Source organism: Mucilaginibacter galii (assembly GCF_014635825.1).
GTDB lineage: Bacteria > Bacteroidota > Bacteroidia > Sphingobacteriales > Sphingobacteriaceae > Mucilaginibacter > Mucilaginibacter galii.
This window is the reverse complement of sequence record NZ_BMDO01000004.1, coordinates 175,206-200,593: the sequence shown is the minus strand read 5'-3', so window position 1 is coordinate 200,593 and position 25,388 is coordinate 175,206. Positions and strand designations below refer to the sequence as shown.

At 43.8% G+C, this 25,388-nt stretch carries 21 protein-coding genes, 1 tRNA gene and 1 riboswitch; of the genes, 16 read left to right on the top strand and 6 right to left on the bottom strand.

All coding sequences use genetic code 11. From position 1 onward, the window contains the following. Window positions 1-20: 20 nt before the first annotated feature. Window positions 21-866, bottom strand: coding sequence for a phosphatase PAP2 family protein (locus tag IEV61_RS09370; protein ID WP_188415972.1), 846 nt, complete (start codon window positions 864-866; stop codon window positions 21-23). Window positions 867-1,217: 351 nt separating this feature from the next. Between IEV61_RS09370 and IEV61_RS09365 the strand changes: the two genes are divergently transcribed. Continuing rightward, the gene (locus IEV61_RS09365; protein WP_188415969.1) at window positions 1,218-2,462 is read left to right on the top strand and encodes an arsenic transporter; all 1,245 of its coding nucleotides are present in this window, start codon (window positions 1,218-1,220) and stop codon (window positions 2,460-2,462) included. Between the two features lie 58 nt (window positions 2,463-2,520). Here IEV61_RS09365 and galB read toward each other — a convergent pair whose 3' ends face one another. Next, on the bottom strand, window positions 2,521-4,995 hold the full coding sequence (gene galB / locus IEV61_RS09360; RefSeq protein WP_188415967.1) for a beta-galactosidase GalB: 2,475 nt from the start codon (window positions 4,993-4,995) through the stop codon (window positions 2,521-2,523). A gap of 233 nt (window positions 4,996-5,228) precedes the next feature. Continuing rightward, window positions 5,229-5,427: riboswitch (cobalamin riboswitch) on the top strand. A 101-nt stretch (window positions 5,428-5,528) separates the two neighbouring features. Between galB and IEV61_RS09355 the strand changes: the two genes are divergently transcribed. From IEV61_RS09355 to IEV61_RS09340, 4 genes are read left to right on the top strand one after another with little or no spacing between them, the layout of a single operon-like run. Then, complete coding sequence (locus tag IEV61_RS09355) at window positions 5,529-7,610, top strand: TonB-dependent receptor plug domain-containing protein (RefSeq protein WP_188415965.1); 2,082 nt, start codon at window positions 5,529-5,531, stop codon at window positions 7,608-7,610. A gap of 4 nt (window positions 7,611-7,614) precedes the next feature. Then, window positions 7,615-8,721 carry a YncE family protein gene (locus IEV61_RS09350; protein WP_188415963.1) on the top strand — a complete coding sequence of 369 codons (1,107 nt, stop codon included), beginning with the start codon at window positions 7,615-7,617 and terminating at the stop codon, window positions 8,719-8,721. A gap of 20 nt (window positions 8,722-8,741) precedes the next feature. Next, window positions 8,742-9,866: a YncE family protein gene (locus IEV61_RS09345; RefSeq protein WP_188415961.1), complete on the top strand. Its 1,125-nt coding sequence runs from the start codon at window positions 8,742-8,744 to the stop codon at window positions 9,864-9,866. A 5-nt stretch (window positions 9,867-9,871) separates the two neighbouring features. Continuing rightward, window positions 9,872-10,762, top strand: coding sequence for a cell surface protein (locus IEV61_RS09340; RefSeq protein WP_188415959.1), 891 nt, complete (start codon window positions 9,872-9,874; stop codon window positions 10,760-10,762). 46 nt (window positions 10,763-10,808) lie between these two features. On the opposite strand, the gene IEV61_RS09335 is transcribed toward IEV61_RS09340, so the two are convergent. Together IEV61_RS09335 and IEV61_RS09330 are read right to left on the bottom strand one after the other, a co-directional pair. Beyond that, the gene (locus tag IEV61_RS09335; protein ID WP_188415958.1) at window positions 10,809-11,195 is read right to left on the bottom strand and encodes a VOC family protein; all 387 of its coding nucleotides are present in this window, start codon (window positions 11,193-11,195) and stop codon (window positions 10,809-10,811) included. A gap of 22 nt (window positions 11,196-11,217) precedes the next feature. Beyond that, window positions 11,218-11,655: a DoxX family protein gene (locus tag IEV61_RS09330; protein WP_188415957.1), complete on the bottom strand. Its 438-nt coding sequence runs from the start codon at window positions 11,653-11,655 to the stop codon at window positions 11,218-11,220. A gap of 314 nt (window positions 11,656-11,969) precedes the next feature. On the opposite strand from IEV61_RS09330, the gene IEV61_RS09325 reads away from it, so the two are divergent. The 6 genes from IEV61_RS09325 (at window position 11,970) to IEV61_RS09300 (ending at window position 17,137) form a co-directional block, all read left to right on the top strand. Next, on the top strand, window positions 11,970-12,638 hold the full coding sequence (locus IEV61_RS09325; protein WP_188415956.1) for a DUF6766 family protein: 669 nt from the start codon (window positions 11,970-11,972) through the stop codon (window positions 12,636-12,638). A gap of 166 nt (window positions 12,639-12,804) precedes the next feature. Continuing rightward, on the top strand, window positions 12,805-14,754 hold the full coding sequence (locus tag IEV61_RS09320) for a sialate O-acetylesterase (RefSeq protein ID WP_188415955.1): 1,950 nt from the start codon (window positions 12,805-12,807) through the stop codon (window positions 14,752-14,754). 21 nt (window positions 14,755-14,775) lie between these two features. Next, on the top strand, window positions 14,776-15,603 hold the full coding sequence (locus tag IEV61_RS09315) for a polysaccharide deacetylase family protein (protein ID WP_188415954.1): 828 nt from the start codon (window positions 14,776-14,778) through the stop codon (window positions 15,601-15,603). A 68-nt stretch (window positions 15,604-15,671) separates the two neighbouring features. Then, window positions 15,672-16,202: a Fe-S protein assembly co-chaperone HscB gene (gene hscB / locus IEV61_RS09310; RefSeq protein ID WP_188415952.1), complete on the top strand. Its 531-nt coding sequence runs from the start codon at window positions 15,672-15,674 to the stop codon at window positions 16,200-16,202. Window positions 16,203-16,218: 16 nt separating this feature from the next. After that, window positions 16,219-16,298: transfer RNA gene (locus IEV61_RS09305), tRNA-Leu, on the top strand. A gap of 209 nt (window positions 16,299-16,507) precedes the next feature. Beyond that, complete coding sequence (locus IEV61_RS09300) at window positions 16,508-17,137, top strand: PAS domain-containing protein (protein WP_188415950.1); 630 nt, start codon at window positions 16,508-16,510, stop codon at window positions 17,135-17,137. 26 nt (window positions 17,138-17,163) lie between these two features. Here the strand turns inward: IEV61_RS09300 and IEV61_RS09295 are convergent, their stop codons facing one another. After that, window positions 17,164-18,225: a glycoside hydrolase family 43 protein gene (locus IEV61_RS09295; RefSeq protein WP_188415948.1), complete on the bottom strand. Its 1,062-nt coding sequence runs from the start codon at window positions 18,223-18,225 to the stop codon at window positions 17,164-17,166. A gap of 198 nt (window positions 18,226-18,423) precedes the next feature. On the opposite strand from IEV61_RS09295, the gene IEV61_RS09290 reads away from it, so the two are divergent. After that, entirely contained in the window at window positions 18,424-20,490 is a 2,067-nt protein-coding gene (locus IEV61_RS09290) for a M13 family metallopeptidase (RefSeq protein WP_229747082.1), read from the top strand. A gap of 164 nt (window positions 20,491-20,654) precedes the next feature. Beyond that, complete coding sequence (locus IEV61_RS09285) at window positions 20,655-21,638, top strand: carboxylesterase family protein (protein WP_188415946.1); 984 nt, start codon at window positions 20,655-20,657, stop codon at window positions 21,636-21,638. Here the strand turns inward: IEV61_RS09285 and IEV61_RS09280 are convergent. Further along, window positions 21,621-22,139: a hypothetical protein gene (locus IEV61_RS09280; protein ID WP_188415944.1), complete on the bottom strand. Its 519-nt coding sequence runs from the start codon at window positions 22,137-22,139 to the stop codon at window positions 21,621-21,623. The two genes, IEV61_RS09285 and IEV61_RS09280, sit on opposite strands and share 18 nt — an antisense overlap. Before the next feature lie 214 nt (window positions 22,140-22,353). Here IEV61_RS09280 and IEV61_RS09275 point away from each other — a divergent pair, with 214 nt between their 5' ends. The 3 genes from IEV61_RS09275 (at window position 22,354) to mazG (ending at window position 25,322) form a co-directional block, all read left to right on the top strand. After that, on the top strand, window positions 22,354-23,778 hold the full coding sequence (locus tag IEV61_RS09275; RefSeq protein ID WP_188415942.1) for an MBL fold metallo-hydrolase: 1,425 nt from the start codon (window positions 22,354-22,356) through the stop codon (window positions 23,776-23,778). Beyond that, a complete protein-coding gene (gene mnmC2 / locus IEV61_RS09270) occupies window positions 23,771-24,448 on the top strand; it encodes a tRNA (5-methylaminomethyl-2-thiouridine)(34)-methyltransferase MnmC2 (protein WP_188415940.1) in 678 nt (225 codons plus the stop codon). Before IEV61_RS09275 ends, mnmC2 begins: the two co-directional genes overlap by 8 nt. Window positions 24,449-24,518: 70 nt before the next feature. Next, complete coding sequence (mazG, locus tag IEV61_RS09265) at window positions 24,519-25,322, top strand: nucleoside triphosphate pyrophosphohydrolase (protein WP_188415938.1); 804 nt, start codon at window positions 24,519-24,521, stop codon at window positions 25,320-25,322. Window positions 25,323-25,388 lie beyond the last annotated feature (66 nt).

Here is a 25,388-nt window from a genome sequence, read left to right as displayed (position 1 = left end):
AACTATAAATATACTGTAAATTAAAAGCTGGCAACAAAGGTCAACCCCAACGCTCCGTTTTGGTAAGATGGCATTAATAACGAAGAATTTGTCTTTTCTTTCCGTTTTATTTCTGAAGCTTTAGTTTTTTCATTCTCCTTAGCTTTGAAAAGTGCGTTACGTAAATATGGGTATAACAGATATGCTCCCTTGGTAGCCAGAATACCAAAACCTGCTCCTGCAATTACGTCGCTTAACCAATGATCCTGGTGGTAAATACGAAACACACCAGTTGTTGTGGCAAATGCATAACCTAAGGCGCTGTAATAGGGCGACACTCCACCTAGCTCCTGCGCCATAAATTCTGCCCCTGCAAAAGCGTTACCGGTATGCCCCGATGGGAACGAAAGGCGGTCACCTTCGTTAGGGCGTAAACGCTGAGTTGAATGCTTTATGGTATTCAAAGTCAATTGCAACATTCCTTGCGACATTACGAAAATCAGGGTACGGTCAATAAAAGTATTTTTACCGTGTACGCCCACCAGGTTAAGTCCGTAAACTAAAATAACCGGTGCATTTTGAAAATAATCTTCCAATGAAGCACGTGTAGCTATGTTATGTTCATTTGCTTCTTTATAAACATAATGATCCAGCCTGCGAAGCGGCCGCACATAAAACGATGCCACACCATAACTGATCAGTGCAGCGGGTGGTATAAGTGATGCAAATTTACTCCGCAGGTGCTGCACTGTATCTGGGACCGTTAGCAAGTCTTTTTTTAGCGTGTCAACAATGTTTATACGGGTGGTATCCTTGTTACCTGTTTGGGCAAATACATTGATCGAGGTAAAGGATAAAATGAATAGTATATAAATAAAAAATTTCATAAGTAAAATCAAGACCTGCTATTTACCAAAACAAATTGTAGAAATTCTGTAGGCTTAGTTAAGTACATAAACGAACTATTAAGCGTACTACTTTTAATGAAATAACCATCATTTGAATTGACTAAACGGATTAGCAAACCAATAAGCAATCGCGATGCCATTTTAACCGCGTCAATTCCACTTACTTGAGCAGATACTACTTTTTTATAAATTGTTGCATGCAATTTCCGTCTTGCTAAATCGTAGTCAGACATTAAATATACCAACATCCATAGCCTCTTTTAACCACTAATTCAAGAATATTAGTCGATCTATAAAACAATATACACTTTGAAAGTTTAACCAATTATCATGACAAACATCTATATATGGTTAATTTCATTTTTAGCCATTGCCGGCGTTATTATCCGTCCGTTTAAAATACCCGAGGTTGTATGGGCTTTATTGGGCGCTGTTATATTGTTAGCATTCGGTTTTATAAATCTTAATGATGGCTTTAGCGGTGTTGCCAAAGGCACCGACGTTTACTTGTTTTTAACTGGTATGATGCTGTTAGCCGAAACAGCCCGCGAAGAAAAACTTTTTGACTGGCTGGCAGCCCATGCCACCCGCATGGCAAAGGGCTCGCCTAAACGCTTATTTTTGCTGGTGTATTTGGTTGGTGTGGTGGTTACCACTTTCTTATCTAATGATGCTACAGCCGTAGTGCTTACACCTGCGGTGGCAGCTGCAGTCAAAGCAGCCAGGGTTAGCAAACCTTTACCTTATTTGTTTATTTGTGCATTTATTGCCAATGCGGCATCGTTTGTATTGCCTATATCAAACCCGGCCAACTTGGTTATCTACGGTAACCATATGCCTACCCTACTGGTTTGGATGTCGCATTATATCATCCCTTCCGTTGTATCAATTGTAGTCACCTATTTAATACTATTCGCCACACAGCGCAACCAATTACAAGAACCCATAGAGACCGATATAACCATTCCTGAACTTACCGCCGGAGGTAAAACAGCTATGATCGGAATTTGCGCTACGGCAATTATCTTACTTATTTCTTCCGCTTTGGATGTTCAGTTAGGCTTGCCTACGGCAGTAACGGGTATCTTAACCTCGGCCATTGTAATTTTAAGGGCTCGAAAAAATCCGTGGGTGGTAATCAAGGGTGTTTCTTGGGCGGTACTGCCGCTGGTTGCCGGTTTATTTGTAATTGTAGAGGCTTTGAATAAAACCGGGCTTACCGAAAAACTTGCCGGCTTATTACAGCCAAGTGCTGCATCCAATCTAACTGCCGCTACCTGGGGAACCGGGTTAATAACAGCCTTTGCCTGCAATTTAATGAATAATTTGCCTGCTGGGCTAATTGCCGGTAACGTAATACAGGCAGGCCATGTACCCGAAATGGTGAAGAGTGCTACACTCATTGGTATAGATCTGGGGCCAAATTTATCGATGACGGGCTCATTGGCTACAATATTATGGCTCGTGGCATTGCGCCGCGAAGGGCAAGAAGTAAGTGCCTGGCAATTTTTAAAACTCGGCGCTGTAGTAATGACTGTTACCCTGCTGTTCGTGTTAGCCTCACTTTGGATTTGATAAAAAAGCAAAAAGCCCCGGCTATTTAAACCAGGGCCTTTACGCTACAGATAAGAAATTATTTAGCGGTAATAGCTATCATGCCATTTTTTAAACCTTTAGCCGAGGCAGTTACTTGTATTTGACCTTTGCTTTCTTTAGAATTGATAACGGCTACCAGCATGCCGCTGAAAGCATTCATCATCGGTGCCTGGAAAGACTGAAGATTTGCAGCATCGCCGTTGGCAATTGCATTAAAGCTGCCTGCACCGGTTACTTTGAAATTGAGCAGGTTAGTTGCATCGGGGCATAAGTTACCGGCTGCGTCACAAACTTTTGCCGTTACAAAGGCTAAGTCATTTCCATCAGCATCTATGCTTGTGCGGTCGGTTACCAATTCAATATGATGTGGTTTTCCGGCTGTTTTAACAGTTTCTTCACCAACTGCTTTGCCGTTGTCATCATAGGCTACTACTTTTATGGTTCCGGGTTCGTATTTCACGTCCTTCCACATCAAACGGTAACGGGTTTGATTATCTTTTTTGTTCTTGGTTTGTTTACCCATGCTTTTGCCATTTATAAACAATTCAGCCGAGGGCGAATTGGTGTAGCAAAAAACTGGGGTAACCTGTCCTTCGCGGCCCGGCCATGTCCAGTGTGGCAACACATGCAATGTTGTTTTATCCGGGTTCCAATGACTTCTGTACAGGTAAAACCTGTCCTTAGGTAAACCAGCCAAATCTATAATACCAAAATATGAGCTGTGCGAAGGCCATTTGCTATCGTAAGGTGTAGGCTCGCCCAGGTAATCAAAACCGGTCCAGACAAACTCGCCTATCACAAATCCAAGATCATCTTGCTTTACAAACTCATCATCGGGCACCTGCGACCACGGGCAAGCCTCAAAATCGTAAGACGAACTTTGGTTATCATCGTATTGCTTATCCTTGAAAAACTCTACCGGAAACTTATATACACCTCTCGAACTTACGGTTGAAGCCGTTTCTGTTCCTAATATAAAGCCTTGCGGTAGTTTTCCGTTGGCTTCATCATACCTGGCAGGCTTGTAATTGAAACCCGGAATATCTAATAACGAAGCAAAGTTATTTTTCAAAACATCGTCTAAACGGTCCATGCCTGCTGTTACCGGGCGGGTAGGATCTTCGCGGTGACAAATATTCTGTAGCCACTTAGCTATTTTGTTTCCATCTTTCTTGCTTTGATCGGGCACTTCGTTGCCTATACTCCACATTATAACGCTGGGATGGTTGCGGTCACGATGTATCATGTTCATCATGTCTTTTTCGGCCCACTCATCAAACAACAGGCTGTAACCATTTTTAACCTTAGGCGTTTTCCACTCATCAAACGGCTCAACCATCATCATAAAGCCCATTTCGTCACACAATTTAACCAATTCTGGTGCTGGCATATTGTGCGTTGTACGTATGGCATCGCAGCCCATATCTTTTAAAATGGTTAATTGCCTGCGTAAAGCAGCTGTATTTACGGCAGCACCTAACGGACCCAGGTCGTGGTGGTTACATACTCCCTTAAATTTGCGCACTTGTCCGTTTAGAAAAAAGCCCTTACCGGGTTCCAGCTTTATGGAGCGTATGCCAAAACTGGTACTGTACTCATCTACCTCGCGCCCGTCATCATAAAGCTTTGAAACTGCTGTGTAAAGTACCGGGGTTTCGGGCGACCACAATTGCGGATTTTTAACCACCAGGTTTTGTGCAAAAGCCAGTTGATCAGTTTCAGTCAGGGTTGAAGTATTTTCTGAAACTGTTTTACCTTGCGGGTCTTTGATGATGGTAACCATCTTGAGCGGCTTAAATGCCTGATCTCCTGTTTCAACGTTGGTTTTGATGGCTACTTTGGCAAAATCTTTTTCAATAACCGGCGTAGTTACGTAGCTCCCCCATACGGGGATGTGCGTAGCATTGGTAACCAGCAAATGTACATTGCGATAAATACCGGCACCTGGATACCAGCGCGATGATTGCGGCAGGTTTTCCAAGCGCACAGCAAGCATATTTTCTTGACCGGCTTTCAATGCACTGGTAATATCAAAGTGAAAAGAGTTGTAGCCATAAGGCCATGAGCCAATTTCTTTACCATTTATAAATAGCCGGGCATGGCTCATGGCACCATCAAAAATGAGGCTTGCCTTTTTACCTGCCGAAAACTCGGGCACTTTAAACTTAAGCCTGTACCAGCCTATACCTACAAACGGCAAGCCACCTGTTCTACCCGACTTAACCGATGCTTCCTTTTCACCGTTTTGCTCTATTTTTACCTTTTGTATATCGTTATTACCACTGAAGGGGCCGGCAATAGCCCAATCATGCGGCACGGTAACGCTCTCCCATTTAGCATCGTTATAACCATTAGCTTGAGCGCCCTCCTGCTCATCTTTGCTAAATTTCCAGCCTTTTTGGAGCAGGTATTCTTTGCGGCTTTGCGCCCGGGCCGTTACAATGGTTAGCACGGTGAGTGCGCACAGCAGGGTAGTTTTACAGTAACTTTTAATAGTTAATGATGATGGCATAAGTAGATCTTTAGTTTTAATGCTATTGATAGATAAAAGTAACGGCTTGATAAAACACGAAGCTGTATTGTACCCGTATTTTAAAATTGGGGTAAATTAGTAATAGTTGTCCGATAAGACAAATTTGCTTCGATAACTCAACACATCCACCCTTCGCAAAAGTGGGTCTTGAGCTTTGCTTAATCTCGCAGGGTTTATTTAACCTTTCGTCAGTTATTCACAAACCAATTCGTTACTTTTGCAGCGCTTTTGGTTCCCGCAGCATCGCTCTACGGGATTAAAAGGGAATCCGGTGTAAATCCGGAACTGTCCCGCAGCTGTAAGTTCTATTCAAACCAAAGTCCATTCTTTAGTCACTGTGCACCTCAGCGTGCATGGGAAGACGGATCAAGGGGAACAAGTCAGAATACCTGCCTCGAGCATTTATAATTCATAGCTTTCGTGGATTGAAGCTAAGTGAAGATACTTTTCGTGTTTTTCATTTGTAGTGTACAATTTTCGGTTTGCTGTGGGGTAACTAACTCACAACACACATGAAATTAACAGTGCTTTTTACGCCTTTAAAGCGTAGTGGCCATGGTTTGCCTTTTCAGTTTGCTGTTGCGCTTTTCGCAGCGGCCCTGTGGTGCTATGCCCCTGCTTTAGCACAAGTTAAAAAGCCGGTTAACTCACAAAACAGCGATACCACCCGTACCTTGAAGGAAGTACAAATCAACGCCAAACGCGCTACGGTACCCAATATCTCCCCTACATCTGTACAGGTACTCAAAGGCGGAGAACTGCAACGCCTCAACAGCCTTTCTGTAGCCGATGCCCTGCGCTATTTTGCCGGTGTGCAATTGAAAGATTATGGCGGCATAGGCGGATTAAAAACAGTGAACGTACGCAGCCTGGGCACTAACCACACCGGAGTTTTTTACGATGGTGTAGCTATTGGTAATGCTCAAAACGGACAAACCGATTTAGGCCGTTTTTCCTTAGATAACTTAGAAGCTGTAGAGCTTTACAACGGGCAAAAAAGTAGCCTGTTGCAACCGGCACGCGCCTATGCATCTGCCAGTACACTTTACCTGCAAAGTAAACAACCACATTTTTCCAACAATGAACGCACACATGCACGGGTAAGTTTAAGATCAGGCTCGTTTGGATTGATCAACCCGGCGCTGCTTTTGGAGCAGAAGCTAAGCAATACTGTTTCCGGCAGTTTTAGTACCGAATGGATCAAAGCCAACGGCCGTTACAAATTCAGGGAAACTAACGGAACTTATGATACCTCCGCCACACGCACCAACGCCGATATTGATGCCTACCGCTTAGAAGCAGGCTTAAACGGTACACGACCCGATAGCAGTACCTGGACCGTTAAGGCCTACTTATACCACTCAAACCGCGGCTTGCCGGGTGCTATTGTACGGGGTAGGTTTGATTACGCTGAACGTCAGTGGGACAATAACTTTTTTATTCAGACCAGCTATAAAACAGCCGGTAAATATTACAACTTGTTAATCAACGGTAAGTATGCCAACGATTTTACCCGCTACCTCAATCCGCAATATAGCAACATCAATGGGTACCTTGACAACCGGTATCGTCAGCAGGAAGCCTATCTATCGGCAGTTAATTTGTTTCACGTAGTTCCGCAACTGGATGTCTCCCTGGCTACCGACCTTCAGTACAACGTGCTTAAAAAGCTGGATGCCGATCAATATCGCTTCGTATATCCTGAGCGCTACACAATGTTGAACGCCTTTTCAGCCGAATATCATATCGCTCGCTTTAAGCTACAGGGAACCATCCTAAATACACTGGTTAAAGAACAGGTAAAGTTATACAGCGGCGCGGCTAACCGTAATATCTTTTCACCCTCGCTTTCGGCCATTTGGCAACCGTTTAAAAGCAACGATTTGCACCTGCGTGGATTTTACAAGCATATTTTCCGGATGCCCACTTTTAACGATTTATACTATACCTTAATTGGCAATACCAGCCTTAACCCCGAATACACCACCCAATACGATGCAGGTATTACCTACCATAAACTATTTGAGCACCAGCATTTACAAAAGCTTTCTGTAGAAAGCGATGTTTACTATAACCGCGTTAAAGATAAGATCGTAGCTATACCTACCACCAACTTATTCCGTTGGACGATGCTCAACATTGGCCTGGCCGACATTAGGGGCATGGATCTTAGCATCAAAACTACCTGGTATGGAAATCAAAAGCTTAGCTGGCATACAGGCGTTAACTACACCTATCAAAACGCGCGAGACGTTACGCGCGGAGCCGATTCCTCTCCCTTGCAAGGTCAAATTCCTTATGTGCCTAAGCACAGCGGGTCGGCTATCGTGGGATTGGATGTTTCACGCTTACAGCTTAATTACAGCTTCATTTATACAGGTGAGCGCTACAATGCTAAAGACAATATCGCCGCAAACTATGTGCAGCCATGGTATACACATGATGTTTCAGCCTCGTGGCTGCAGGGCTATCACTCGTGTCAGCTTAAGTTCTCGGGGGAGATTAATAATTTGATAAATCAAAACTATGATGTGGTTATTGGCTATCCGATGCCTGGCCGCTCCTATCGTTTCACTTTAAGTATAAGCTATTAAATATATGAAAAACAAATATTTACATCTGATTACTACCACTGTGCTACTTTGCATACTTGCATCCTGCCGTAAAGATGGCGGACAACTCCCCTCCGAAGAGGAACAGGTAGGCGGCGGCAGCACTGGTAAAATAAAAGGCCTGTACGTAGTTAACGAAGGCAATATGGGTTCTAACAAGGCCAGCCTCGATTATTACGATTACGCTACCGGCATATACAAGCGAAACCTGTTTGGCGAAACCAACCCAGGCATTGTATTAGGCTTAGGAGATGTAGCTACCGATGTGGCCATCTACGGCGCTAAAATGTATGTGGCGGTCAACGGCTCAAACCTGGTAGAGGTCATGAATGCGCGCACTGCCAAACACATCAACACAATTAAGGTACCCAATTGCCGTTACCTTAAGTTCTATCAAAATAAGGTATACGTTACCTCATACGATGGCTATATAGCCGTGGCAGATACCGGGTCATTAACCGTTCAAACCACCATTAAAGTGGGCCGCCAGCCCGAACAAATGGCTGTAGTAGGCACTAAAATGTACGTGGCTAATTCGGGGGGATATACACCATCCAATTATGACCGCACCGTATCAGTGATAGACCTAAACACCAGCACCGTAATCAAAAATATAGAGGTAGCCATAAACCTTGATCATATAGTTGCCGACCAGTATGGGGACGTCTACGTTACCTCCCGCGGCGACTATTACAACATATCTTCCAAGCTTTTTGTTATTGATACCAAGACCGATGCCGTTAAAAAGCAATTTGATATTCCCGCCGGCGAGATAGCCATTAATAATGACCTGGCTTACATCTACAGTGTGGAATTCAATTACAATACCGGCGTTAACAAAACGAGCTATACCCTGCTCGATGTGAAAACCGAAACCCTTCTTAACCGCAGCTTTATTACCGACGGTACAGAGAAAGATATCAAGACCCCGTATGGATTAGCCATCGATCCCATCTCAGAAGACATTTACCTAACCGATGCCCGCGATTACGTAAGCTCGGGCATGCTGTATTGTTACGATAAAACCGGCCGGAAAAAGTGGTCGGTTACTACGGGAGACATTCCTGCACATTTCGCATTTCTCTATCAATAATATATTAATCAAGTACTCAAATGAAAAAAATGTTACCCTGTTACTCAAAAACCGCGCTGACTTTATTGGCCGGGTTAACCCTGTTTTTAGGCTCCTGCAAAAAGGATGATGATAGCAGCTTTAAAGAGCCTGAAATTAGCAGCACCAAAGGTGTATACATGCTGTGCGAAGGGACATACGGCTCTAATAATAGCGATATATCCTATTATGACATTAGCAGCGGCACCACACAAAAAAATTACTATAAGAAAGTAAACGGCAGTAATTTAGGCGAAACAGCTAATGATTTACAACGCTATGGTAGTAAAATGTACTGTGTAATTACCGGAATAAAAGGTACAGCCCAATCATTTGTCGACGTAATGGACGTGGCTACAGCCAAATCTATTAAACGAATTTCTTTTAACTCGGGCAATGCTGGCTTTTGTCCGCGTTCAATTGCTTTCTATCAAAATAAGGCTTATGTGTCTTGCTATGATAATAAGGTAAGGCGCATAGATACCGCTTCTTTATCGATTGATGGCGAGGTTACATTAAGTGAAGGATTAGAAGGATTAGCGGTGGCAAATGGCAAGCTTTATGTAGCCAACTCAGATCATTTTCAATTTGTAAACGGTCTCAAAAATGTGGTATCAGTAATAAATCTCAGCACATTCACCAAAATTAAGGATATAGTGGTGACCTACAACCCACTTAAAGTAGCAGCCACTGCAACCGGCAATGTGTATGTAATCAGTACCGGCGATTATATCAATGTGGCTCCCAGTCTTGACATCATTAATAGCGCAAACGACACCAAAATACAATCAAGCACAGGTGTTGATGATTATAGCGTTCTAAGTATCTCGGGTAATAAGGCTTTATTGACTACCGATATCTACAGCACTGACGCCACCGTTAAAAACATTGATTTATCAACAGGTAAAATCGGAAATAAGTTCATTTCGGATGCTACGATCGTTACGACCTTCTATGGCTTAACAATTGACAGTTTTAACAATGATGTTTATGTAGCCGATGCAAACCGCTACAACAGTACAACTGGCAAAGCTATTTGCTTTGGTGCCGATGGTAAAATAAAATTCAACTTCGAAACAGCTGGCCTGCCTCAACACGCCGTGTTTATCTACAACTATAAAAAATAACACCTATGACTATCTTCAACAACACCAATAAGTTTTTACTCACCCTGTTAGCTGCAAGCACTTTATTAACAGCCTGTAGTAAGGATGGCCATGAAAACCCCGAGCCCGAACAAGTAGCTACTATTCGCCCGGTTACAGCACAAAGCAATGCCTATGTAACTACGTTATTAGGTTATACACCGGCACCCGGCCAGGCCATAAACAAAGGCATTGGTACGCCCGATGCTGCTAAAACCATACTCGGCACAAAGGGTTTGGTTAGCCTGGGTGCTTTTGGTGGTAACATTATTTTAGGGTTCGACCATACCGTAATTAATCAGGACAATAAAGAAGACCTAATGATCTACGGTAACGCCTTTACCGGTTTTGCCGAACCGGGCGTGGTTTGGGTAATGCAGGATACCAACAACAATGGTCTGGCCGATGATACCTGGTACGAACTCACCGGAAGTGCCGAGGGTACAGCCGGCATTGTCCGTAATTATGCCATTACCTATACCCGCCCGACTGCGGGTACCGGCGACGTAAGCTGGACAGATAACCGGGGAGGATCGGGTGTTGTTAAGACTAATGTATTTAACACGCAACCTTACTACCCGCAATGGATCACTACTAATACCTATACGCTAACCGGTACGTTGTTACCTGCAACCAATATTAATACTTCAAGTTCGGGTATTATTACCAGTAATGCTTTTGCTTATGGCTACGCTGATAACACTGCTGGAGGCGATAAGGTAGATATTGCAAACGCTATAGATGCACAAGGCAAAAAAGTCAATTTGAAAGGAATAGATTTCGTAAAAATTCAAACCGGTATTCCTTACAATTTAGGTGCGCTGGGCGAACTGTCTACCGAAGTTTCGGGGGTGGCCGACATTAGTTTACTTAAGTAAACACCAGTTTAAATAAGAAAGGCTGCACGTTGCAGCCTTTCTTATTTTATTGAGCTTGTTCAATAACCGACAAAATATTTCCGGCCGGGTCTTTAAACCAGGCAATCAAAGGACCGCCATCCCGGAATATGCCTCGTTCATCGGTTTTGAAATTTTCTTCATTATAGATCTCAAACTGAACACCCCGTGCCGTTAACTCATCAACGGCCTTGGCTATATCAGCTACCGGGAAATTAAGGATAGTAAAAGTTGCAGGTGCATGATTAGGCTTGGTATAAATTAAAATGTGGCTGCCACCTGCTATATGCAAACTCAACAAGCCGGGCATTTCTAATTCTTCAACGTCGATGCCTAATATATTGCCGTAAAACTCTCTGGCTTTTTGCATGTCGTCTACCGAAAATCCGCTGAATGCTTTGGTGTGTTTAAACATGATCTTGTATTTGATATAACTACTATTTCAAATTGGCGCGGTCACCAAATAATAACCGGTCTAATGAAAACCGGCCTGCCCCTGCTGCCAGTAAAACTACAGCTACGCAAAAATAAACTGCAGCCGGTTCAAATGAGCTACCTCCTTTAGGATTCATAAACGGATCGCCCATGGTAAACGCATGCGTGTATACTGCTACCGCCATAGTACACAAAATACCCAAAGCAGCCAGGCGTGTAACCAGCCCTAAAATGATGGCTATACCACCGCCGAATTCGGAAACAGCCGCCAGCAATTGTAAAAATCCCGGCGTGGTAGATTGCGGGCCCATCCAGTCCATAGGGTGCTGAATTTTACCCCAGCCATGTAGTATGAACGCGTAACCACAAACCAATCTAATTAATAACAGGGCTAAATCTAAGCCAACAGGCAAATTGTAAGGTGCAAAAAACTTTTTCATCGGGTGTTTATAATTGAGGCGAAAGAGCCGCCACAATTAACAACACAACGATAATGCCGGCAATAATTCCTAAAATAGTAACCATCATAAAAGGTTAATAAGGGTGATTTATGAAAAGTAAATATAAACACCAAAAAATGAATAATGCGGTGTAAATGCGGCAAAATCAGGGTGAATTAAGACTTTTCTTCGTTTTATAAACTTACTTGTGGACGGTCAAAACAAATTAGAGTAAGGTTTACTTTAATTCTGTATCGGGCTTTGAGCAGTCATAGCCTATTTAAACAAGACTTACCTAATATTATATAATTGCCATGGCCGCCTCAAAACCGCATTCCTATTTCTACCGCAATAGCTTAACTATCGTATTCCTTATTCTTTTCGTAGTCACACTGGTGGCACAGGCGTTTACCGGTTGGAAAGAGAACAACCAGGAAATTGAAGATCAGGGCGGCAAACCACTGGAATTTGCGCAATACTTAAATACCGGGCATTTTATTTCGGCCACATTCGAAAACTTTCAAAGCGAGTTCCTGCAAATGGGCCTATATGTTATTCTAACCGTCAGCCTTAGGCAAATTGGCTCTGCAGAATCTAAAAGTTTAGACGAACCTGAAGAGGTAGACCGCGAACCACAAGCTACTAAAGACGCACCATGGCCGGTAAAACAGGGCGGCTGGATATTGTATTTATACAGTCAGTCGCTCTCGCTAATATTCATCATCTTGTTTTTTGCAAGCTGGGCACTGCATTTTTACGGCAGTTGGTTAGACCATAACGATAAACAATTACTAATGCACAAGCCAACCGATACTGCACTCCAGTTTATAGGGGAGCCTACCTTTTGGTTCGAAACCTTTCAAAACTGGCAAAGTGAGTTTTTATCAATTATAGCTATTGTGTTTTTTACCATCTATCTGCGCCAAAAAGGTTCGCCGCAATCAAAACCGGTTGATGCACCACATATGGAAACCGGCGAATAATAACTTATGCATCTTCGATCTTAGAAGTTAAATCCACATCTCTTTTAAGATCGCGCCTCATTTAAATTGCTCGCATAATTTTTACATTGCAATCGATTGCGTATTTCAAATATAAATACGATTTTAGCCATTCGTTAACCAATTACTTCCCGTATATCTATTGAATATGAAACTCGTAACCAGGCTTTCCTTATTATGTACCACGCTATTTACGCTTGGCGCCAATGCGCAGGTGCGCTTACCTCAATTGGTGAGCGATGGTATGGTTTTACAGCGCGATGCCAAAATAAATTTGTGGGGATGGGCATCGCCCGGCGAAAAGCTGTCTGTTAAGTTTAATGGTAAAACTGTTCGCACTGCAGCAGGAGCCGATGGTAAATGGGCCACTGCCCTACCTGCCCAAAAAGCCGGCGGACCTTACACCATGCAAATTGATGCAAGTAATCATATTACCTTGAAAGATGTTTTAATAGGTGATGTTTGGTTTTGCTCTGGCCAGTCTAACATGGTGGTGAATATGGAGCGGGTTAAAGAAAAATATCCGCAAGATATAGCCAGCGCTAACTATTCGCAAATACGTAACTTTTTTATACCCACTATATCTGATGTAAAGAGTTTACATGATGATCTTCCGGCAAGCCACTGGGTAGCTGCAAGCCCGAAAGACGTATTAACATTTGGTGCCGCTTCTTACTTTTTTGCCAGGCAGTTATATTTGAATTACCATATCCCTATAGGTATTATAAATTCCAGTGTTGGAGGTACTCCAATTCAAGCCTGGATAAGTGAAAGCGGTATACAAAGCATACCGCAATATGCCAGCCGCGTTGGGCAGTTTAAAGACACTGTTTACCTTAATAAACTTTTAAACCCAACCAAACCGGTTGACAACGGAAAACGGAACTTACAAAAGCCGGATAAAGGTATGACGGAATCCGTAAAATGGTTTGATAGTACTTACGTTGCAGAAAATTGGCATAAATACTGGTTGCCCGGTTATTGGGCAGACCAGGGCATCAGAGGACTAAACGGCGTTGTGTGGTTTCGTAAAGAAGTTACGGTGCCTGCCAGCATGATTGGTAAGCCGGCAATGCTGTTTATGGGCCGCATCATAGATGCCGACGAAGCCTACGTTAATGGTAAATTGGTGGGCAACACCACCTACCAGTATCCACCCCGCAGATACGTGATACCTGCAGGTTTACTTAAAGCTGGTAAAAACATCATCGTAATGCGCATAACCAACACCTCGGGTAAAGGTGGCTTTGTTCCTGATAAAAATTATTCATTAACCAACGGCACTGAGAACATAGATCTTCGCGGCGATTGGACGTACAAGGTTGGGCAGGTTTTCGTACCTTCTGGTAACTTTAATTTCAATGCTTTTTCTGCACAAAACGAACCTACAGGTTTATACAACACCATGGTGGCGCCTGTTCTTAATTATAATATTAAAGGTGCAGTATGGTACCAAGGCGAATCAAATACAGGCAAGCCTCAGGAGTATGCGCCAATGCTTAAAGCTTTGATAGCCGATTGGCGCGCTAAGTGGAAACAGCCCAATTTGCCTTTTGTATATGCACAACTACCAAATTTTGGCGAAACGCAATATTCACCAACCGAAAGCCAATGGGCCGAACTTCGGGAATCGCAGTTAATGGCATTATCGGTACCTCACACAGCTATGGCGGTAAACTACGATGCAGGCGAATGGAATGACATTCACCCCTTAAATAAAAAAGATGTAGGCGAACGCCTGGCACTGGCAGCCCGCAGCGTGGCTTACCATGATACTAAAGTAGTGCCAATGGGTCCTATCTATCAATCGGCAACGGTGGAAGGTAACCGTATTATTGTTACCTTTAACAACATTGGCAGCGGACTAATGGCTAAAGGCGGCGGAGAGCTAAACTACTTTGCCATTGCCGGTGCAGATAAAAAGTTTGTTTGGGCCAAGGCAGCTATCGAAGGCAACAAAGTCATTGTATCGAGCGATGACATACCTAACCCAATGTATGTAAGATATGCTTGGGCCGATAACCCGGAAGGTGCCAATTTATACAACAAAGAAGGGCTGCCAGCCTCCCCTTTCCGTACAGACAAACCGGGCCAGTAACCATAAAGCTACATTTTAAACATGAAGAACATCATCCTTTTAGCCGGCCTACTATCCATCTGTTCTTTGACAGCAAGCGCACAAAGCCCACAATTGTGGAATAATAAGCAATGCGCCGTTGTGCTTACCTATGATGATGCTATTGATGTTGATTTGGATAACGTTATACCAGCCCTCGATTCGATGAAATTGAAAGGTACTTTCTACCTCATTGGCTCGTCGCCGGTAGTTGATAAGCGCATGCCGGAGTGGCGCCTGGCTGCCAAACACGGGCACGAGTTAGGCAACCATGCGTTGTACCACCCCTGCGATGGCAGCCTGCCCGGCCGCAGCTTTGTTAGCCCCGACCATGACCTCAGTAAATACACGGTGAGCCGTGCTGTGAGCGAAGTAAGACTGAATAATACTTTACTCAAAGCTATTGACGGTAAAACCGAACGCACCTTTGCCTATCCTTGCGGCGATCTTTCTATCGGCGGCGTGCTGTTTTACGATCAGCTGAAAAAAGATTTTGCCGGTGCCCGTGGTGTAAGCCCGGGTATGCAAACTGCAGCCAATGTAAAGCTGGATAACATCAGGTGCTACGGCATCAACGGGCAATCGGCCGAGTACATGATCAACCTGGTGAAACAAGCGCAGCAGAGCCATACCCTGCTGGTTTTTCTTTTCCACGGTGTGGGCGGTGGTCATAGCTTAAATGTTGACCTTCAGGCACACAGCAAGCTTTTACATTATCTTAAAAACAATCAAAAAACTATTTGGGTTGCGCCAATGGTTGATGTGGCGAAAATTATTGCGGCACAACAGGCAAGCAAAACAGCCATCCCTAAAAATATCATGAAAAACTAAATCAACTTCGGCCCTATTTCTGTTCCATTTAGCCTATATATTTGGGCTCGCGCTAAAACAGACAACCGATGACGATCAACTATTTTGAATTTTACGATATACCCGAGTCTTTTGAACCGGATGAGGCACTGCTTAAAAAGAAATTTTATGCCTTAAGCAAGCAGTATCATCCCGATTTTTATGCCAACGAAGATGAGGCTAAACAACAAGAGATACTCGAAATATCAACCATCAATAATAAAGCTTACCAAACGCTGAGCAACCCGGCCAAGCGCCTGGAATATATCTTAAAACAGCACGAACTGGTAAACGAAGGCGCTAAACCACAACTCCCCGCCGACTTTTTAATGGAGATGATGGACCTTAACGAGCGGCTTATGGAGGTAGATGATGCCGAACAATTGGCCTCTATACGTGCCGAAGCATTAGCTGTAGAAGATGATTTGAGCAACGAACTTAAAGGACTTACTGCTGACTATGAGATGCTTAATGACACTGCTAAAGAAGACCGCCTTAACAGCATTGCAGATATTTATTACAGACAAAAATATTTGTTGCGAATTAAGGAGAGTTTGAATACATTTGCATCCCGCTTCTGAGGAAGTGGTTGCTAATGCCCAGCTGGCGGAATTGGTAGACGCGCTGGTCTCAAACACCTGTGGGAAACCGTGCCGGTTCGACTCCGGCGCTGGGTACAAAGCCTGATACGAAAGTATCGGGCTTTGTTGTTTTAGTACCGTCCGTAAGCAATCGTTCAACTTACCCTCCCCAGATACCTTTGTAAGTATAGCCGTTAGCAATATTGTAGCAAATTTTCGTTTTTGCTATAAATACGGCAAAAGTCAGCGGCATTCAATTACAACCTACAAGAATATTACTTAAATTTGCCGACTGAAAATTGTAATTGAACTCAACTTTTAAAGACGATACTTTACGGCTTACCACTAACGCCGATACGATGATTATGACCGAACTTGTCAGAGATTCTGCCTTATGGGATTTTTTTCAACTTAATAGTTTACCCATGTGGGTGTTTGACCTTCATTCGCTCAAATTTTTAGAAGTTAACCCAGCTGCCATTATCAATTACGGTTACAGCCGGGCCGAGTTTTTAGAAATGACCATTCAAGACATTCGCCCGCCCGAAGCGCTCAAAAGCTTGCATGAAGAGCTCAGCAAAAAGTTAGATAGTTTTGAAGACCAAAACAACTGGGACCATCTTAAGGCCGATGGTTCGGTAATTTGGGTAAAGGTGACCAGCTTTTTGGTGAATTACCAGGGCCGCGAAGCTAAACTCGTGAACGCCATTAACGTTAGTCAGCTTATTGCAGAAAAGGAAGTACTGGCCGAGGCACACCGCAAAATCTCATGGCAACACTCGCACATCTTGCGCGCACCGGTGGCCAACATCCTTGCATTATCCAGGTTGTTTAAAAATGGAGAGAACACCGAAGAGGTCGCCCACCTCTTAGAGCAGGAAACTACCCGGTTAGATCAGATCGTGATTAATATTATTAACGCTGCTAATATCTAAACAGCTCTAAAAAATCTCAGCCCTCCTTAAAACTTCATATCCAGATCCCACTTTTTGGCCAGCCTTTGTGCTTCCTTGCGGGTTATCTGTATAACAGCCGGATGCTTAGGCACGCTAAAATTGGTAGATTTCATCACCCCTTCGTTAAAACGACCAAGGTTTTTAAAATTTATAAAGTCAGAGGTTTCACTGAAACCGAAGTTGTGGGGATTAATGCGATAGATGTCGTAAATAAGCACCCATTTGTTTTCTCCTATCCGTTTGTAAACTGTAGGAGCCTCGCAGCCCACAGGCTCAGGGTCGTACCATTTAGGATCGTATACGTAGCCGGTATTCACCGAATCGGAGACAGCCTGTTTAACTCCTGACGTTCCATCGTGCGAGGCATAAAACATATGATACTTGTTGCCCACTTTGGTTATATCGGCATCAATATAAGGCACACCGTTCGGGTATTCAAAAAGCGGCTTGGGCAAGGTCTCCATTGCTGTAAAATCTTTATTCATATAGGTGTAATACACCTTTTCCTTACCCGTTCCAAAACGCATGGTGAAGTAAAGCATTGTACGCTTTTTAGCTTCGTCATATATCATTTCGGGTGCCCAGGCACAGCCAATATCTGCCAATTCAGGGAAAGCTTTATCTACCCGCAAAACCGAGTGCGTCCAGTTAACCAAATCGGCCGATTTCATGAGTACAAGTCCGCGGTTATTGCCCCAGCCATATTGCTTGCCGTCGCGCTCCCACTGGGTGCTGCGGTAACCGGCCTTGTCGCCATAAATATGCAAATCGGTTAAGGCGAGGTAAAACATCCCATCAGGACCGCGGTAAATATAGGGGTCACGGATGCCTTTTTGCTCGGCAATGGTATCGCCTGCTATAATGGGCTTACCGCTGTTTACATCGGTAAAGCTATAACCGTCTTTACTTAAAGCCATATATAAACCATGAGTATCATCCTTAAAATATACCATCAGGTAGGCACCCATATCTTTTTCCTGCGGCACTTTTACCTTTTTTTGTGCCAAAGCGTCAAATGCTGACAGGCATAAAAAGATCACTATATATTTAAGACGAATGCTATTCATGGTTTATAAGCGGTTTGAAATATTGGTGCAACAAATCTAAAGATAAGTGTCATAGCAACAATTAAATACTTTTACACAGCTTACAATTCACATTTATCGACATTATGAATTGTAAATTCTCTTTAGGCAACAATGCGTTTACAAATTTCCCAATTTATGTAATTAATAATATATTTACCTCTTACAATTGATTCTTACATGAGATTAAACTTCGGAAATTGGATGCTTGCAGCCGCCCTTTGCGTTTCGGCAAATGTGTATGCGGCTGATGGAGGAAAGCCCGGGAAAGCGAAACCGGCTCCGCCTAAAAAATTTATTGATCCTGCCAACATGGATCTGACGGTAAAACCCGGCGACGACTTCTTTGAATACGCCAACGGCGGCTGGATGAAAACCAACGCCATCCCGGCTAAAGAAACCCGCTGGGGAAGCTTTAACATCCTGAACGATGATAACAAAAAGAAACTTCAGGGTATTGTTAAAGAAGTAAGTGCTAAATCGGCCACGGCAACAAAGGGCAGTATACAGCAACGCGTGGGCGATCTGTTTGCAAGCGCTATGGATACCATGTCTATTGAAAAACGTGGCTTCACTCCTATTGAGGCCGATTTAAAACGTATTGATGCCATTAACAGCATTGATGGCGTAGTTAACGAAATAGTTTACGAGCGTGCCAACGCTATTGGTAGTCCGCTTTACAGCTTCGGCGTACGCCAGGACCCTAAAAACGTAAGCAAATATGTAGTTGGCTTTGGCCAGGGTGGTACCAGTTTGCCAGATCGTGATTATTATCTGAAAAACGATGCCCGTACGGTAAAAATTCAAACCGCGTACAAGCAATACATAACCGATTTATATACGTTAACCGGTAGCTCTCCCGAGGCTGCTGCTAAAAATGCCAACACTATATTTGGTATAGAAACCAAACTGGCCGAGGCACAAATGAGCCGTGTGGCCATGCGCGATCCAAACAAAACTTACAACAAGTTTGCAGTGGCCGATCTTAGCAAAACCACCCCTCACTTAAACTGGGCGCAAATACTGCCTAAGCTTAAAGTGGGCAACCAGGATACTGTATTGGTTTCTTCACCATCGTTTTTGGTAAGTGCAGATCAGTTATTGGGTTCTACCCCGGTTGAAGACTGGAAAGTATATTTAAAATGGGGCATTTTACGTGGTTCGGCAGGTTCTTTAAGCTCGCCTTTCGTAAAATCGCAGTTCAAATTCAGCAGTGTGCTTAGCGGTCAGCAAGTTCAGGCACCACGCGATGAGCGTATGGTAGGCCTGGTTGATGGCAGCTTAGGCGAACTGTTAGGCCAAATTTATGTAGAAAAGTACTTTACCCCTGCTGCCAAAGCATCAATGCTGGCATTGGTAAACAACCTGAAATCTACCCTGGGCGATCGTATTAAGCGTTTAGACTGGATGACCCCGGAAACTAAAGAGCGTGCGCTTAAAAAGCTGAACGCCTTTACGGTAAAAATTGGTTATACCGACAAATGGGAAACTTATGCCGGTTTAACTATTGACCGTAACGATTACTTTGGCAACCTGCGCCGCATTGGTACCTGGAGCTATAACGACATGGTAGGCCGCTTAGGCAAACCGGTTGATAAAACAGAATGGGGTATGACGCCGCCAACGGTTAACGCGTACTACAACCCGGTAAATAACGAGATCGTTTTCCCGGCCGGTATTTTGCAATTTCCGTTCTACGACTTTAAAGCCGATGACGCCGTTAACTACGGTGGTATTGGTGCAGTTATAGGGCACGAAATGACCCACGGTTTTGACGACCAGGGCCGCCAGTATGATGCTGATGGTACCCTGCGCGACTGGTGGAAAAAAGACGATGCCGATAAATTTAAAACCCGTGCCGATATGGTAGTTAACCAATACAGTGCCTTTACTGCTATTGATACCCTGCACGTAAATGGTAAGTTGACCCTGGGCGAGAACCTTGCCGATTTAGGTGGTGTTAACATTGCTTACGAGGCATTTAAGAAAACCAAACAAGGCCAGTCTACCACTAAAATTGACGGCTTTACGCCCGATCAGCGTTTTTTCCTTTCTTACGCACAAGTATGGAGAGGTTTACAACGCCCTGAAGCATTAGCATTACAGGTACAAACCGATCCGCACTCGCCGGGCCAGTTCCGTACCAACGCGCCTATTACCAATGTTGATGCATGGTATAAAGCGTTTGATGTAAAACCAGGCGACAAAATGTATAAAGCGCCTGCCGACCGCATTAGGATATGGTAAGCTGCAAGAGCAAACCGTTCTAATTTTAAATCCCAAAGCCCGGCCAATAGGTCGGGCTTTTTTGTGGCCTTTGTCTCGTTTACGTGGTACATTTCTATCTTTACGGGCACGGCACTACATTTCAACAGCACCGATACAACCCTACCGCATATCAATTATCTATAATGAAGAAGAACAAACAGTGGTATCTTATTTTAATTGGTGTATTTTGTATACAAACAATTTATGTAGCATGCAGCGTTAAGCGAAGTGATAGAGGTTTTAGTAAAATTCAAAAATACAGCAACACAGTTTTGGCAGAACAATACAAAAAAGCTTTGCTAAGCACTAATAATGATGTTTTTGTCCCCTTTACCTACTTGAGTTCTGATTCGCATACAATTAAATATAGGTTGTTAAGCCCCGCCAAAGTAAAGTCAGGCGAAAGCTATCCCCTTGTTTTGGTACTACACAGCTCAGGGCAAATAGGAGCAGATAATGTTTCTCAGTTGGGTGTATTGGCCAAGCTTTGGGCAACGCCTGGTGTAAGGGAAAAGTATCCGGCTTATGTTATTGCTCCTCAATTTCCTACACGTTCATCTAATTATGTGTCACTTAATGGCAGCAATATATTAACGTCTTCGCCAGATTCTAGCCTGAACAGCGTTTTACGACTAATTGACTCTTTAAAGGAGGTACTTCCCGTGGATAAAAGGAAAATATATGTAATAGGATTTTCTATGGGTGCGTCAACCGCAATAAATTCGGTTAGCTTACGCCCTGATTTGTTTGCAGCGGCAGTATCCATATCAGGCATTCCCGAATTTAAGGCTATAGCAACGCTTGCTAAAACGCCCGTATGGTTTATACACGGCAATGCCGACACCGAGAACCCTATTACGAGCGATTCTTTATTATATACGCAACTGCAATTAAAGCATGCCAAAGAGATTAGGTACTGGGAAATTAATCAACTCGAACACACTATTTACCCTCCTTTATTCATGGAACATTTAATACCCCAATGGCTTTTCAGGCATAAGAAGCAAGAAAATCAACTGCTTTACGCCCCTCATTTGCAGGCACATACTTGTCAGCATTTAAACCTCAAGGCAAATGATGTATTTATAAAGCCTAATAAGTATTCGTATCTATTTCACCGCCGTTAATCCGAAAAAACGATATTGCCCACCCTCTTTTACAAACTGAAAAGCATAGCGCTGGCTTTCAAAGCCTTTGATCTTATCGCTTTCAGGCGTTACATACCAAACGTCATATAATTCCAGCATGGCATCATCGTTGAGCTTCAAATTCTGCGGATGATAATTCTTAATGCGTTCGGTTAGGATGCGTTGTTTGTTACTCTTAATGGCGGTCCACAACCTGGTTTTAGGTAAGGTGTATAGCATGCTCTTAATAAACGCATCAGCCGATACCAAGTCATAGTCCGTTCCGGCCTGTATGGCGCAGGGCTGGCAATATACTTGGGGTAAAGAGAGCCGCTTTAGAGTACGTGTATTTTTAGACGATAAGGCTTTTACATACTGCTTCCAAACGCCAGACACGGCAAGCGAATCGGCCGCAGGAGTTTTAACCATTTTCATTTGTTGTCCGCACGAAGCAAAAAGGAAGGTAGCAATACAGCCTATTAATATTGAGTATCTGATCATAGTAAGTGAATATAATGTATGGATCGGTTTGATCTAATTTACTAACGTATCCGGGCATGACTCCCGTATAAACGTAATTTGTTGCATAGTGTGTGTTTGAGCAGGGCGTTTTTATTGAAGATCAATTTTGCACCACGCTTGATGGCACTATGCTGACCAAAAGCGGCAATAACTAATTTCTACAAAGCACTGTAAAACTTATCTTTGCGCCAACATGCTTATACATCAATTTTACGATACTGATCTTGCACATGCATCTTATGCAGTTTTACGTTCCGGCCAGGTCATCCTAATAGACCCGGCGCGTAATCCGCAGCCGTACTATGATTTTGCTGAACTGCACGAGGCCGATATTACCGGTGTGGTTGAAACACACCCTCATGCCGATTTTGTAAGCTCACATTTGGAGATTCACGAAACCACAGGCGCCACTATATACGTAAGCCACCTATTGGGTGCAACATACCCTCACCAAACCTTTGATGAAGGCGATGCAATAGAATTGGCTGATATCAAATTAAAGGCCATCAATACGCCCGGTCATTCGCCCGATTCTATTTGTGTGCTGGTAGAAGATGAAAATGGCATAAGCACCGCCCTCTTTAGTGGCGATACGCTTTTTGTGGGCGACGTAGGCCGCCCCGATCTGCGGGAGGAAGCCGGTAGCATTACAGCTAAAAAGGAAGACCTGGCCCGGCAGATGTATCACAGCACCCGACAAAAGCTGATGAAATTGCCGGAAGATGTAATAGTCTACCCTGCTCACGGGCCCGGTTCGTTATGCGGTAAAAGTATGAGCCCCGATTTGCAAAGTACCATAGGCCGCGAACTGCGCGAAAATTACGCATTGCAGTTGATGGATGAACTCAAATTTGTGCAGCAATTAACCGCAGACCGGCCGTTTGCACCGCGATATTTTGGCTACGATGTAGAACTTAACAAGCATGGCGCACCATCCTTTGCACAAAGCCTGGCCGGTATACCGCATTTGAAAGCAAATGACGAATTTGAGGCAGAAACCGTCATTATAGACACCCGCCCAAAAGCTTTATTTAACCAGGGACATATTAAAAACGCTATTAACCTGCAACTACAAGGCAAGTTTGAAACCTGGCTTGGCTCAGTAATCAATCCGCAGGAGCCCTTTTATTTGGTTGCCGAAGATGATACTAAGCTGGAGTTGGCTTTGGCACGTGCCGCGAAAATAGGTTATGAACAGCAGATCAAAGGCGCGCTGTCATCACCGGTAAATGCAACTGAGCAGTCGGCCGAGTTAGACCTTGATGATTTTAAGGCCAACCCCGACCAGTATACCATTATTGATGCCCGCAACTGGAACGAGATCAACGCAGGTTTGCTTTTTGCAAACGCGCTCACCATTCCGTTGCCTGAAGTTCGCAGCCGCTTACAAGAGATCCCGACCGATAAACCTATTGTGGTACATTGTGCAGCAGGTTACCGTTCGGCAGCAGCCAGGAGTATCATTGTGAGCAAGATAACCACCGTGCCGGTTTATGATTTGAGTGATGTTGTCGTAGAGTTTAACCCCTCCCCATCCCTCCCCGGTAGAGAGGGTGATAAAACAGGAGATTTGCAAGTCCTCCCTACCGGGGAGGATTTAGGAGGAGCTGATGTCTAATCTGTCTATAGTCACCACAGCTGATGGTTCTAAAACCATTTTTAATGCCCAAGTAGGAGAAAATTATCACTCCAAACATGGAGCCTTGCAGGAGAGCCAGCATGTATTTTTAAACGCCGGTCTTAGGTATTATCTGGCTGATAAAGAGCAAAATGACATATCTATATTAGAAGTTGGTTTAGGTACAGGTTTAAATTTTCTTTTAAGTGCGGAGTACTGTGCTGCAAAGCAGATTGAACTTAATTATGTTGGTATCGAAGCATTTCCTTTAACAGAGGAAATGATCGCACAGACCGGATATGACGAATATGTATCATCAACACTATGGAACAACTTTATGCAAAATTATCCGCAATCCTTGCAGCAAAGTGTGCGGTTAAATCCATTTGTTCAATTGCAAACAGCGCATACCCAGCTTATCAATTTTCAAAGTGATCAACTGTTCGACGTCATTTACTTTGATGCCTTTGCTTCCATCCATCAGCCCGAAATGTGGAACGAAGAAGCCATTGCCCATACCGTTCAATTTTTGAAACCCGGCGGTGTTTTCGTCACTTACGCCATCACCGGTAATTTAAAGCGTATGCTGAAAGCCTTGGGCTTAAAGGTGGAAAAAGCACCCGGCGCACCCGGTAAACGCGAAATGCTGCGTGCCACCAAGCCTTTATAACAGCCAACAATCTTACTCAACCAGGTAAGCCTTATCGCATCAATACTTACTTTTGTTTAAAACATCTGCCATGCCAATCATTCCTCCTGTTACTGCCAACGAACCGTTAACTGCGTTCGACCGCCTGCTCACCATCATGAATGACCTGCGCGAAAACTGCCCCTGGGATAAGAAGCAAACCCTCGAAAGCCTGCGTCATCTTACCATTGAAGAAACGTATGAGCTATCAGATGCTATCCTGGGAAATGACATGAACGAGATCAAGAAAGAACTGGGCGATGTTATGCTGCACCTCGTTTTTTACGCGCGCATAGCCTCAGAAACCAACGCCTTTACCATTACCGATGTACTCAATAGTATTTGCGATAAGTTGATCAACCGGCACCCCCATATTTACAGCGACACCGACGTAAACAATGAAGAAGATGTGAAACGCAACTGGGAGCAAATTAAGCTGAAAGAGGGTAACAAATCTGTCTTGGGTGGTGTACCCGCTTCTTTGCCGGCACTGGTCAAAGCATCACGTATTCAGGAAAAAGCACGAGGCATTGGCTTCGATTGGGAAAACAAGGCACAGGTTTGGGAAAAGGTGGAGGAAGAAATGCAGGAGTTCCGCCAGGAATACAATGCTGAAGACGATACCGTGATTGACCAGGACCGCGCCGAAGGCGAGTTTGGTGACCTGCTGTTCTCGCTCATTAATTACGCCCGTTTCATCAATATAAACCCTGAGAACGCATTGGAGAAGACCAACCGAAAATTCATTAAACGGTTTCAGCACCTTGAGGAGCGCGCCCGCGAAAATGGCAAGCAACTACAGGATATGACCCTGGCTGAAATGGACGTTTATTGGAACGAAGCAAAAACGCTGTAATTTTTTATTGCCTGCTGTTACAATAGCCCTGCAAGTTTCGTATGGGCTTACAACAGACAAGTTGAG

Coding starts and splice junctions, on each gene's coding strand:
- IEV61_RS09345 (WP_188415961.1), top strand. CDS start 8,742: ATGAAAAAAATGTTACCCTGTTACTCAAAAACCGCGCTGACTTTATTG.
- IEV61_RS09370 (WP_188415972.1), bottom strand. CDS start 866: ATGAAATTTTTTATTTATATACTATTCATTTTATCCTTTACCTCGATC.
- IEV61_RS09315 (WP_188415954.1), top strand. CDS start 14,776: ATGAAGAACATCATCCTTTTAGCCGGCCTACTATCCATCTGTTCTTTG.
- IEV61_RS09365 (WP_188415969.1), top strand. CDS start 1,218: ATGACAAACATCTATATATGGTTAATTTCATTTTTAGCCATTGCCGGC.
- IEV61_RS09325 (WP_188415956.1), top strand. CDS start 11,970: ATGGCCGCCTCAAAACCGCATTCCTATTTCTACCGCAATAGCTTAACT.
- mnmC2 (WP_188415940.1), top strand. CDS start 23,771: ATGTCTAATCTGTCTATAGTCACCACAGCTGATGGTTCTAAAACCATT.
- IEV61_RS09335 (WP_188415958.1), bottom strand. CDS start 11,195: ATGTTTAAACACACCAAAGCATTCAGCGGATTTTCGGTAGACGACATG.
- IEV61_RS09285 (WP_188415946.1), top strand. CDS start 20,655: ATGAAGAAGAACAAACAGTGGTATCTTATTTTAATTGGTGTATTTTGT.
- IEV61_RS09330 (WP_188415957.1), bottom strand. CDS start 11,655: ATGAAAAAGTTTTTTGCACCTTACAATTTGCCTGTTGGCTTAGATTTA.
- IEV61_RS09320 (WP_188415955.1), top strand. CDS start 12,805: ATGAAACTCGTAACCAGGCTTTCCTTATTATGTACCACGCTATTTACG.
- IEV61_RS09295 (WP_188415948.1), bottom strand. CDS start 18,225: ATGAATAGCATTCGTCTTAAATATATAGTGATCTTTTTATGCCTGTCA.
- mazG (WP_188415938.1), top strand. CDS start 24,519: ATGCCAATCATTCCTCCTGTTACTGCCAACGAACCGTTAACTGCGTTC.
- galB (WP_188415967.1), bottom strand. CDS start 4,995: ATGCCATCATCATTAACTATTAAAAGTTACTGTAAAACTACCCTGCTG.
- IEV61_RS09275 (WP_188415942.1), top strand. CDS start 22,354: ATGCTTATACATCAATTTTACGATACTGATCTTGCACATGCATCTTAT.
- hscB (WP_188415952.1), top strand. CDS start 15,672: ATGACGATCAACTATTTTGAATTTTACGATATACCCGAGTCTTTTGAA.
- IEV61_RS09340 (WP_188415959.1), top strand. CDS start 9,872: ATGACTATCTTCAACAACACCAATAAGTTTTTACTCACCCTGTTAGCT.
- IEV61_RS09350 (WP_188415963.1), top strand. CDS start 7,615: ATGAAAAACAAATATTTACATCTGATTACTACCACTGTGCTACTTTGC.
- IEV61_RS09280 (WP_188415944.1), bottom strand. CDS start 22,139: ATGATCAGATACTCAATATTAATAGGCTGTATTGCTACCTTCCTTTTT.
- IEV61_RS09355 (WP_188415965.1), top strand. CDS start 5,529: ATGAAATTAACAGTGCTTTTTACGCCTTTAAAGCGTAGTGGCCATGGT.
- IEV61_RS09290 (WP_229747082.1), top strand. CDS start 18,424: ATGAGATTAAACTTCGGAAATTGGATGCTTGCAGCCGCCCTTTGCGTT.